Source organism: Mycobacterium sp. 852002-51613_SCH5001154 (assembly GCF_001667425.1).
Lineage (GTDB): Bacteria > Actinomycetota > Actinomycetes > Mycobacteriales > Mycobacteriaceae > Mycobacterium.
Genome location: NZ_LZII01000080.1, coordinates 86080 through 96690, shown reverse-complemented (window position 1 = coordinate 96690; position 10611 = coordinate 86080). Strand labels below are relative to the sequence as shown.

Sequence of the window (10611 nt, the reverse complement as noted above, 5' to 3'; positions counted from 1 at the left end):
GGGACTCACATCCGGAAGACGCCGAAGTTCGACGTCCCCTCGATCGGGCCATTGGCAATGGCGGACAAACACATTCCCAGCACCGTGCGGGTGTCGCGCGGGTCGATCACCCCGTCGTCGTACAGCATTCCGGACAACACCAGCGGCAACGACTCCGCCTCGATCTGCCCTTCGACGGCCGCGCGCATCGCGGCGTCCGCTTCCTCGTCGACCTGCTGGCCGCGGGCCTCGGCGGCGGCCCGGGCCACGATGGACAAGACGCCCGCAAGCTGGGCGCCCCCCATCACCGCCGATTTGGCGCTGGGCCACGCGAACAGGAACCTCGGGTCGTAGGCCCGGCCGCACATGCCGTAGTGGCCGGCGCCATAGGAGGCGCCGATCAACAGCGAGATGTGCGGGACGGTCGAGTTGGAGACGGCGTTGATCATCATCGACCCGTGCTTGATCATCCCGCCCTCTTCGTAGTCCTTGCCCACCATGTAACCGGTGGTGTTGTGCAGGAACAACAGTGGCGTGTTCGAGCGGTTGGCCAGCTGAATGAACTGGGTGGCCTTCTGCGACTCCTCGCTGAACAGCACCCCGCGCGCGTTGGCGAGGATGCCCAGGGGGTAGCCATGCAGGCGGGCCCATCCCGTCACCAGCGACGAGCCGTACATGGCCTTGAACTCGTCGAATTCCGAGCCATCCACGATGCGGGCGATCACCTCGCGCGGGTCGAACGGGACGCGCAGGTCCGCGGGCACGATGCCGATGAGCTCCTCGGTGTCGAACAGCGGCTCGATCACCGGCCCCGGGGCCGGGCCCTGCTTGACCCAGTTCAGCCGGGCCACGATGCGGCGGCCGATGCGGATCGCGTCGAGCTCGTCGGCGGCGAAGTAGTCGGCCAAACCCGAGATGCGAGCGTGCATTTCGGCACCACCCAGCGACTCGTCGTCGGATTCTTCGCCGGTGGCCATCTTCACCAGCGGGGGACCGGCGAGGAACACCTTCGAACGTTCCTTGATCATCACGACGTGATCGGACATGCCCGGAATGTAGGCGCCGCCGGCGGTGGAGTTGCCGAAAACCAGTGCGATGGTGGGAATCCCGGCCGCGGACAGGCGGGTCAGGTCCCGGAACATCTGCCCGCCGGGAATGAAGATTTCCTTCTGGGTGGGCAGGTCCGCCCCGCCGGATTCCACCAGCGAAATGACGGGCAGTCGGTTCTCGAATGCGATCTGGTTGGCCCGCAGTATCTTTTTCAGGGTCCACGGGTTGCTGGTGCCGCCCTTGACGGTCGGGTCGTTGGCGACGATCAGGCATTCCACACCGGACACCACGCCTATGCCGGTGACCGTGCTGGCTCCGACTGTGAACGCGCTGCCCCACGCCGCTAGCGGGCTGAGCTCCAGGAACGGGGAGTCGGGGTCGACGAGCAGCTCGATGCGTTCCCGCGCGGTCAGCTTACCGCGGGCGTGGTGCCGCTCGACGTACTTGGGGCCCCCGCCCGCAAGCGCTTTGGCGAGTTCGGCGTCGATCTCCTCAAGCCTCGAGGTTGCCGTCGACGACGCGTCGGCGTACGCGGGGGACTTGGGATCGAGCGTGGACTGCAGAGTGGTCACGATTGATACCCCAGGGTCTTAGCTGCAAGTGAGGTCAGGATTTCGGTCGTCCCGCCGCCGATGCCCAGGATCCGCATGTCCCGGTATTGGCGTTCGACTTCGGATTCGGCCATGTAGCCCATGCCGCCGAACAGCTGGACGGCCTGGTTGGCCACCCATTCGCCGGCCTCGACGGCGGTGTTCTTGGCAAAACACACCTCGGCGATCAGGTTGGTCTCGCCGGCCAGCTGACGTTCGACCACGTGGTGAGAGTAGACCCGGGCGACGTCGATGCGCCGGGCCATCTCGGCCAGCGTGTTCTGCACCGATTGCCGCGAGATCAGTGGGCGGCCGAAGGTCTCCCGGTCGCGGCACCACTGCAGCGTCAGGTCCAGGCACCGCTGGGCGCTCGAATACGCCTGCGCGGCAAGGCCGATCCGCTCAGCTACGAATGCCTGCGCGATCTGGGCGAATCCGCTGTTCTCGGCGCCGACCAGGTTGGCCGCCGGCACCCGCGCGTCGACGAAGGACAGCTCGGCGGTGTCCGAGGACCGCCACCCCATCTTGGCCAGCTTGCGGCTCACCTCGAAACCCGGTGTGCCCTTCTCGATCATGAGCAACGAAACACCGGCCGCGCCGGCGGCGCCGGTGCGCACCGCGGTGACCACGTAATCGGCGCGGACGCCCGAGGTGATGTAGGTCTTGGCGCCGTTGACCACGTAATGGTCCCCATCGAGCACCGCCGAGGTTCGTAGGTGCCCGACGTCCGAGCCGCCGGCGGGCTCGGTGATGGCGAGCGCGCCGATCTTGTCGCCCGCCAGCGTCGGCCGCACGAACTCCTCGATCAGCCGCTGATCGCCGGAGGCGATCATGTGCGGCACCGCGATGCCGCAAGTGAACAGCGACGCGAACACCCCGCCCGGAGCGCCGGCCTGATGCACCTCTTCGCAGATGATGACCGCGTCCGCGCCGTCACCCCCGCCGCCACCGACCGCCTCGGGGAAGCCCGCGCCCAGCAGGCCGGCCGCCCCGGCGCGCCGGTGCAAGTCGCGCGGCAACTCGCCGATGCGCTCCCACTCGTCGGCATGGGGCAGGATCTCGCGTTCGGTGAAGGAGCGCACCGTCTTTCGCAGCTGTTCGCGCTCCGGCGTCGTCCACAGCTTCATAGCAGCCTTTCAGGAATGTCGACATGCCGGCCGCGCAGCCATTCACCCAGCCCCTTGGCCTGCGGATCGAAACGTGCCTGATACGCAACACCCTGGCCCAGAATGCCGTCGATGACGAAGTTGACCGCGCGCAGGTTCGGCAGCACGTGTCGGGTGACCTCGAACTCCGCCGCTTCGGGCAGCAGCTCCTTGAGCAGCTCGACGGTCAGGGTGTTGGCCAGCCAGCGCCACTGTTCGTCGGTGCGCACCCAGACCCCGACGTTGGCCGAGCCGCCCTTGTCGCCGCTGCGAGCCCCGGCGATGCGGCCCAGCGGCACCCTGCGCACCGGCCCCGCGTCAATCGGCTCGGGCAATGCCGGGGCATCGGCGGGTGTCAACTCCAAAGTGTCGGTGGCGCAAGGGATATCGGTGCGGGTCCCGTCGGCGTGCACCGCGACGTGCGGCACCTCGTTGGCGTCGACGTAGCCGGCGGTGAACACGCCGTAGACCTGGCCGTCGCCGGGTGGGGCGGTCACGTGAAAACCGGGATAGCTGGCGAGCGCCAATTCGACGGCGGCCGAGGAGAACTGGCGCCCGACGTTCGCGGGATCGGGGTCGCGGACCACGCAGTGCAGGAGCGCGCTGGCGGCTTCCTCGGTGTCGGCGTCGGTGTGGTCGGTGCGGGCGAGCGACCACTGCAGCTCCGCGGGCTTGACGGTCAGCGCGGCCTCGAGCTGCCGGCGCACCAGGCCGGCCTTGGCCTCGATGTCCAGGCCAGTCAGCACGAAGGTCATGGAGTTGCGGAATCCGCCGATGCTGTTCAGCGACACCTTGTAGGTGGGCGGCGGCGGTTCGCCGAGCACGCCGCTGATGCGCACCCGGTCGGGGCCTTCGGCGGACAGCTCGACGGTGTCCATCCGGGCGGTGACGTCGGGGTTGGCGTAGCGCGCGCCGGTGATCTCGTAGAGCAGCTGCGCGGTGACGGTGTCGACGCTGACCAGCCCGCCGGTGCCGGGGTGCTTGGTGATCACCGACGAGCCGTCGGCGTGGACCTCGGCCAGCGGGAAGCCGGCGTGGGTCAGGTCGGGCACCTCCGTAAAGAAGGAGTAGTTGCCGCCGGTGGCCTGCACGCCGCACTCGATGACGTGGCCGGCGACCACCGCGCCGGCGAGCCGGTCGTAGTCGGTGCGGCCCCAGCCGAAGTGCGCGGCGGCGGCCCCGACGATCACCGAGGCGTCGGTCACCCGTCCGGTGACGACCACGTCGGCGCCGTCACCCAGGCAGTCGACGATGCCCCAGGCGCCCAGGTAGGCGTTCGCGGTCAGGGGCGTGCCCAGCCCGAGGTCCGCGGCGCGCGCCAGCAGATCGTCGCCTTCGACGTGGGCGACCCGGGCCGGGATACCGAGGCGCTCGGCCAGGGCGCGTATGGCGTCCGCCAGCCCGGCCGGGTTGAGGCCGCCGGCGTTGGCGACGATGCGGACGCCCCGGTCAAGGGCCTCGCCGAGGCAGTCCTCGAGTTGGGTCAGGAACGTCTTGGCGTAGCCGCGCTCGGGGTGCTTCATGCGGTCGCGGCCCAGGATCAGCATCGTCAGTTCGGCCAGGTAGTCGCCGGTGAGATAGTCCACGTCACCGCCGGTGAGCATCTCGCGCATCGCCGACAGCCGGTCGCCGTAGAACCCGGAGCAGTTCGCGATCCGGACAGCGTCGCGGCCAGGAGCAGAGGCCATGCGGTCCTCCAATCTGCGTTTCACCGGTGAGCGCAAACCAACCAACCAACCGGTAGGTTAGCGGGTCGCGCCGGTGTCACGTCAAGGACGCCCACCCGGCCCGCGCGGCGAGACTGCCGCCACGGTCGTTGACACGCCGGGATCACAGCCGTCACGGCAATCTCGGCGCCGGTGGGCGTCGTTTTGGTGCCGGGCAGGCCACCGACTATCCTGATAGCAATCGTCGCACGTTCGGCCCCATGGGCCACGCCCGCGCGACAAGCCCCCGGACACGAGGAGTTAGGCCCGACCATGGCCGTACCCAAGCGCAGGATGTCGCGCGCGAACACCCGAAGCCGTCGCGCGCAGTGGAAGGCCACCAAGACCGAGCTCGTCGGTGTGACGGTCGCAGGCCAGAAGCACAAGGTGCCCCGCCGGCTGCTCAAGGCGGCCCGCCTCGGTCTGATCGACCTGGACCGGCGTTAGTTAATCTCGGCAAACACCCGGCGCGCCTCTCAGCCCGCTCTCAGGCGTCGGGACGACACTAGGCCCGTGCGGATACTGGTCGTCGACGACGATCGCGCAGTGCGTGAGTCGCTGCGTCGATCGCTTTCCTTCAATGGCTACTCGGTCGAGTTGGCCCATGACGGGCTGGAGGCGCTCGACATGATCGCCAGCGACCGGCCCGACGCGCTCGTCCTCGATGTGATGATGCCGCGGCTGGACGGCCTCGAGGTGTGCCGTCAGCTCCGCAGCACCGGCGACGACCTGCCGATCCTGGTGCTCACCGCTCGCGATTCGGTATCCGAGCGGGTCGCCGGGTTGGACGCAGGCGCCGATGACTACTTGCCGAAGCCGTTCGCATTGGAGGAGCTGTTGGCCCGGATGCGGGCGCTGCTGCGCCGCACCAAGCCGGATGACGATGACGCCGAATCGGTGCCCATGCAGTTCTCCGACCTGGCGCTGGACCCGGTGACCCGGGAAGTGACTCGCGGGCAACGCCAAATCAGCCTGACGCGTACCGAATTCGCCTTGCTCGAAATGTTGATCGCCAATCCGCGCCGCGTGCTCACCCGCAGCCGGATCCTCGAGGAGGTGTGGGGATTCGACTTCCCCACCTCCGGCAACGCGCTGGAGGTCTATGTCGGCTATCTCCGCCGCAAGACCGAGGCCGACGGCGAGCCACGACTGATCCACACGGTGCGCGGCGTGGGCTACGTCCTTCGGGAAACACCGCCGTGATGAGCCGCCTCCGACGATGATCCGGTACCAACGACCCCAACGCGTACCGCTGCGTGCCACCAGCTCGTTGTCGCTGCGGTGGCGCGTCATGCTGCTGGCGATGTCGATGGTGGCGATGGTCGTGGTGCTGATGGCATTCGCCGTGTATGCGGTGATTTCGGCTGCGCTGTATAGCGATATCGACAACCAGCTGCAAAGCCGTGCGCAGCTGTTGATCGCCAGCGGTTCACTGGCCGCCGACCCCGGAAAGGCCATCGAAGGCACCGCCTATTCGGACGTCAACGCGATGCTGGTGAACCCGGGTCACTCGATCTACACCGCCCAGCAGCCGGGTCAGACGTTGCCGGTCGGCGCCCCCGAAAAGGCGGTGATCCGCGGTGATTTGTTCATGTCCCGCCGCACCGCGCTCGATCAACGAGTCCTCGCCATCCACCTGCCCAACGGCTGTTCGCTGCTGATCTCCAAGAGCCTCAAACCGACCGAGGCGGTGATGACCAAGCTGCGCTGGGTGCTGCTGATCGTCGGCGGCATCGGCGTCGCGGTCGCGGCCGTGGCGGGCGGCATGGTCACCAGGGCGGGGCTACGTCCGGTGGCCCGCCTCACCGAAGCGGCCGAACGGGTGGCGCGCACCGACGACCTGCGGCCCATTCCGGTGTTCGGTAGCGACGAATTGGCCAGGCTCACCGAGGCATTCAACTTGATGCTGCGAGCACTGGCCGAGTCCCGCGAGCGGCAAGCCCGGCTGGTCACCGACGCCGGACACGAATTACGCACCCCGCTGACGTCCCTGCGCACCAACGTCGAGCTGCTGATGGCATCGATGGAACCGGGAGCGCCGCGGCTGCCCGAGCAGGAGATGGTCGAGCTCCGCGCCGACGTGCTGGCCCAGATCGAGGAATTGTCCACGCTGGTGGGCGATCTGGTGGACCTCACCCGCGACGATGCCGGCCAGGTGGTGCACGAACCGGTCGACATGTCCGAGGTGGTCGATCGCAGCCTGGAGCGAGTCCGGCGGCGCCGCAACGACATTCACTTCGACGTCGCCATCACGCCCTGGCAGATGCACGGCGACGCTGCGGGGCTGTCGCGTGCGGTGCTCAACCTGTTGGACAACGCGGCCAAGTGGAGCCCACCGGGCGGTCATGTCGGCGTCACCATGCGGCAACTCGACCCGTCGCACGCCGAGTTGGTGGTGTCCGACCACGGGCCCGGCATTCCGCCGCACGAACGCCGGCTGGTGTTCGAGCGGTTCTACCGTTCGACGACCGCACGCGCCATGCCCGGCTCGGGGCTCGGGCTGGCGATCGTCAAAAAGGTCGTGCTGAATCACGGTGGATTGCTTCGTGTCGAGGACACCGTGCCCGGCGGACAGCCGCCGGGAACCTCGTTTTATGTGCTGCTACCCGGTCGGCGGATGCCCCCGTCGCCGTATCCGACACCCGCCGCGGGTGTCCCAGAGGAAGAGTCCGGCACCGATGCCACCGTCCCCGTGGCCGGCGACCAGTCGAACTCTCGGGAACCCGCGAACGTTATCTCAGTGGACTCTCAGTCCGCGCGGGCAAGGTAGGTCTGCAGCTACTGTTGAAGAACCCAGTCGAGCCGACGAGCCGATACTGAGATAGAGGAAGTGCGACCTAGCGACATGACGAATGACCCGAGGTATTCGCCACCGCCGCAGCAGCCGGGATATCGTCCCGCGCCGAATCAGCCTGCGCCCACCCCGACCCACCCGGGGACCTCTGCTTACGGCCAGGGGCATCAGCAACCGTATAGCCAGCCATTCGACTGGCGGCAGCGTTCGCAGACCTCCCAATTCCGGCAGCCCTACGACCCGTACAACGGCACCGGTCCGGGCCGGACGCCGGGGGGAACCGGGGTAGGCCCCCTGCCCGGGGCCACTGGGACCGGCCCGATTCCCGGCATGCTGCCCCCTATGCTGCCGCCGGGCCCCCAAAAACGTTCCCGCGCAGGGCTGTTGACCGTAGGCGCGTTGGCCATCGCGGTGGTGTCGGCGGGCATCGGCGGGGCCGCGGCGACGGCTGTCGAGCTGGGCACGCACACCACCAGCGGCAACGGGCGCAGCGTCATCGGCGCCCCCACCGTCCCGGCGGCGAACATGCCGCCGGGCAGCGTCGAACAGGTCGCCTCCAAGGTGGTGCCCAGCGTCGTCATGCTGGAGACGGATCTGGGCCGCCAGTCCGAAGAGGGCTCCGGCATCATCCTTTCCGCCGACGGGCTGATCCTGACCAACAACCACGTGGTCGCGGCGGCCGCGGGGCCGCCGAAGGGCCCCGCGGCTCCCCCCGGCGGTCCGCCCGGAGGCCCCGGTGGCGGACCCGGTGGTCCGGCGCCCAAGACCACGGTGACCTTCGCCGACGGCCGCACCGCACCCTTCACGGTCCTCGGCGCCGATCCCACCAGCGACATCGCCGTGATCCGCGTGCAGGGCGTCTCCGGCCTCACCCCGATCTCCCTGGGCTCCTCGTCGGATCTCCGCGTCGGCCAACCGGTGGTGGCCATCGGGTCGCCACTGGGTCTGTCGGGCACGGTGACCACCGGGATCGTCAGCGCGCTGAATCGGCCGGTGTCCACCACGGGTGAGTCGGGCAACCAGAACACCGTGCTGGACGCGATCCAGACCGACGCCGCCATCAACCCGGGTAACTCCGGCGGCGCGCTGGTCAACATGAACGGCCAGCTGGTGGGCGTGAACTCGGCCATCGCCACCCTGGGTGCCGATTCGCCGGATGCCCAGAGCGGTTCGATCGGGCTCGGGTTCGCGATCCCGGTCGACCAGGCCAAGCGCATCGCCGACGAGCTGATCAGCAGCGGCAAGGCGTCCCACGCCTCGCTCGGCGTGCAGGTGACGAACGACAAGGGCTCCCCGGGCGCCAAGGTCGTCGACGTCGTGCCGGGTGGTGCGGCCTCGAGCGCCGGCGTGCCCAAGAATGTGATCGTCACCAAGGTCGACGATCGTCCGATCAGCAGCGCTGACGCCCTGGTCGCGGCCGTGCGGTCCAAGGCGCCCGGCGACAAGATCTCGCTGACCTTCCAGGATCCCGCTGGTGGCAGCCGTACCGTGCCGGTGACCCTGGGGAAGGCGGATCAGTAATGCGAGTCGAAGAACCCTCGGCGGCGGGATTGTCGGAGCTCGGTTATACCGTGGCACCCATGGATACGGGTGCGGAGTTGGTAGTCGGCCGGGCCCTGGTCGTGGTGGTCGACGATCGCACCGCTCACGGGGACGAGGACCACAGCGGTCCGCTGGTAACCGAACTGCTGACCGAGGCCGGATTCGTCGTCGACGGTGTGGTTGCGGTCGCGGCGGACGAGGTCGAGATTCGCAACGCGCTCAACACCGCGGTGATCGGCGGCGTGGACCTGGTGGTCTCCGTTGGCGGTACGGGTGTCACCCCGCGCGACGTCACCCCGGAGGCCACCCGCGAAATCCTGGACCGGGAAATCCTCGGCATTGCCGAAGCCATTCGAGGCTCGGGGCTGTCCGCGGGGATCATCGACGCCGGGCTGTCACGCGGCCTGGCCGGGGTGTCCGGAAGCACGTTGGTGGTGAACCTGGCCGGTTCCCGGTACGCGGTGCGCGACGGAATGGCGACGCTGAATCCGCTGGCCGCTCAAATCATCGGGCAGCTGTCGAGCCTGGAGATCTGACCGCCTAGGTCTGTGACTCGGCGTCGGCGCGTGGTCCGTGCTCGGGTGGGGGCGTAGTGGTCGTCCCGCCGTGCTTGCCCGACGAATCTCCGTCGGTCTGGGCGAGCAGGTCCCGGATTTCGGTGAGCAGAACAACCTGGGCGTCGTCGGCCTGCTCGACCTCACCGCGCTTACGCAGCGTGTTGTAGGGCAGCACGACGAAGAAGTAGACGACCGCGGCGATGAGCACGAAGTTGATCGCGGCCGATAGCAGGATGTTCAGGTCGATGGTCTGGCCGCCGCCGATGCTGATCTTCAAGGCGCCGACGTTGGATTGCTGTTTGACGCCGATCCGGTTGATCAGCGGCGCGATGATGCTGTCGGTGAACTTGGTGACCAGTGCGGTGAAGGCGGTACCGATGACCACCGCGACGGCCAGGTCGACGATGTTGCCCCGCGAGAGAAACTCCTTGAACCCTTTGAACATTGAGATGTCCTTCCTGGGATTGGGCAGAGTTTGCTGTCGGCCGCGTGGCCGACGGCGGGGAGGCACTCAGTGCAGGGTGAGGGTCACCGCCTGACCCAGCGCCGAGCCCGCCACCGTATTCGCCACGCGAGCCGGCAGCGCAACTAAGACTACGCGGTCACCGTCCGCGCCCTGCACCTTTGGCCTGGCCGACACGAGCACCACGACGGCGTCGGTGGCCACCACCTTCGGGGCGGCCTGGGGAGTCTCCGGTGAGCCGGTTGTCGGTGCGGCCAGCACGTCGACGACGTCGCCGACGCGGACAAGGTCGATCAGGGCGCTATCCGCCAGCCGCAGCGGCACGATGCGGGCGCCGGGACCCGCCTTCGACGCGATTGCGGCCTCGGCCAGCCGGCTGCCCAACAGCCGCACATCGGTGAGCACCTCGCCGCGCCTCGCCGGGCCGGCCAGCGTCGAACCGGCCACGGCGCTGACGTCGGTCAGTGACCCATCGGGAACGGTTGAGGCCAAACGCTTTTCGAGACGGACATCGGCGGGGGTCAACGCGGCGCCCGGCCGCAGGTCGTGATCGGCGATCAGCACCTCGGCATAGTCACCGGCCGGGTCGGAGCGCAGCGCCGCCAGGGCGGCCAGCACGACGAGCCCGCCGGCGGCGACACGCCGCGCCAGCACGGTCTTGGTCCAATCCGGACGCAGCATCAAGAGGCGGCTGAACAGGCTTGGATTCAGCGATGATTCGCCCACTCCGCGAACGTAAGCGCAACGCGGTCACCGGCGCATGCCGGCGGCAAAAGCGTTTGTGG

At 68.5% G+C, this 10611-nt stretch carries 10 protein-coding genes; 5 read left to right on the top strand and 5 right to left on the bottom strand.

Going from position 1 to position 10611, the window contains the following annotated elements; genetic code table 11:
- Positions 1-5: 5 nt before the first annotated feature.
- From A5750_RS20870 to A5750_RS20860, 3 genes are read right to left on the bottom strand one after another with little or no spacing between them, the layout of a single operon-like run.
- Complete coding sequence (locus tag A5750_RS20870) at positions 6-1601, bottom strand: acyl-CoA carboxylase subunit beta (protein ID WP_066957458.1); 1596 nt, start codon at positions 1599-1601, stop codon at positions 6-8.
- A complete protein-coding gene (locus A5750_RS20865) occupies positions 1598-2746 on the bottom strand; it encodes an acyl-CoA dehydrogenase family protein (RefSeq protein ID WP_067265431.1) in 1149 nt (382 codons plus the stop codon). Before A5750_RS20865 ends, A5750_RS20870 begins: the two co-directional genes overlap by 4 nt.
- Entirely contained in the window at positions 2743-4452 is a 1710-nt protein-coding gene (locus tag A5750_RS20860) for an acyclic terpene utilization AtuA family protein (RefSeq protein WP_066957454.1), read from the bottom strand. The genes A5750_RS20865 and A5750_RS20860 overlap by 4 nt, the downstream gene beginning before the upstream one ends.
- 291 nt (positions 4453-4743) lie before the next feature.
- On the opposite strand from A5750_RS20860, the gene rpmF reads away from it, so the two are divergent.
- The 5 genes from rpmF to A5750_RS20835 all read left to right on the top strand — a co-directional run bounded on the left by rpmF (position 4744) and on the right by A5750_RS20835 (position 9342).
- Positions 4744-4917, top strand: a complete 174-nt coding sequence (gene rpmF / locus A5750_RS20855) for a 50S ribosomal protein L32 (protein ID WP_007168835.1) — start codon at positions 4744-4746, stop codon at positions 4915-4917.
- Between the two features lie 66 nt (positions 4918-4983).
- The gene (mprA, locus tag A5750_RS20850) at positions 4984-5673 is read left to right on the top strand and encodes a two-component system response regulator MprA (protein WP_066957451.1); all 690 of its coding nucleotides are present in this window, start codon (positions 4984-4986) and stop codon (positions 5671-5673) included.
- Between the two features lie 16 nt (positions 5674-5689).
- A complete protein-coding gene (locus tag A5750_RS20845; protein WP_067265429.1) occupies positions 5690-7240 on the top strand; it encodes a HAMP domain-containing sensor histidine kinase in 1551 nt (516 codons plus the stop codon).
- 75 nt (positions 7241-7315) lie between these two features.
- Positions 7316-8785: a S1C family serine protease gene (locus A5750_RS20840; protein WP_066957448.1), complete on the top strand. Its 1470-nt coding sequence runs from the start codon at positions 7316-7318 to the stop codon at positions 8783-8785.
- Positions 8785-9342, top strand: coding sequence for a molybdenum cofactor biosynthesis protein B (locus tag A5750_RS20835; RefSeq protein WP_066957446.1), 558 nt, complete (start codon positions 8785-8787; stop codon positions 9340-9342). The genes A5750_RS20840 and A5750_RS20835 overlap by 1 nt, the downstream gene beginning before the upstream one ends.
- Positions 9343-9346: 4 nt before the next feature.
- On the opposite strand, the gene mscL is transcribed toward A5750_RS20835, so the two are convergent.
- The gene (gene mscL, locus A5750_RS20830) at positions 9347-9808 is read right to left on the bottom strand and encodes a large-conductance mechanosensitive channel protein MscL (protein WP_066957443.1); all 462 of its coding nucleotides are present in this window, start codon (positions 9806-9808) and stop codon (positions 9347-9349) included.
- Positions 9809-9874: 66 nt separating this feature from the next.
- Complete coding sequence (locus A5750_RS20825; RefSeq protein WP_067265426.1) at positions 9875-10552, bottom strand: SAF domain-containing protein; 678 nt, start codon at positions 10550-10552, stop codon at positions 9875-9877.
- Positions 10553-10611 lie beyond the last annotated feature (59 nt).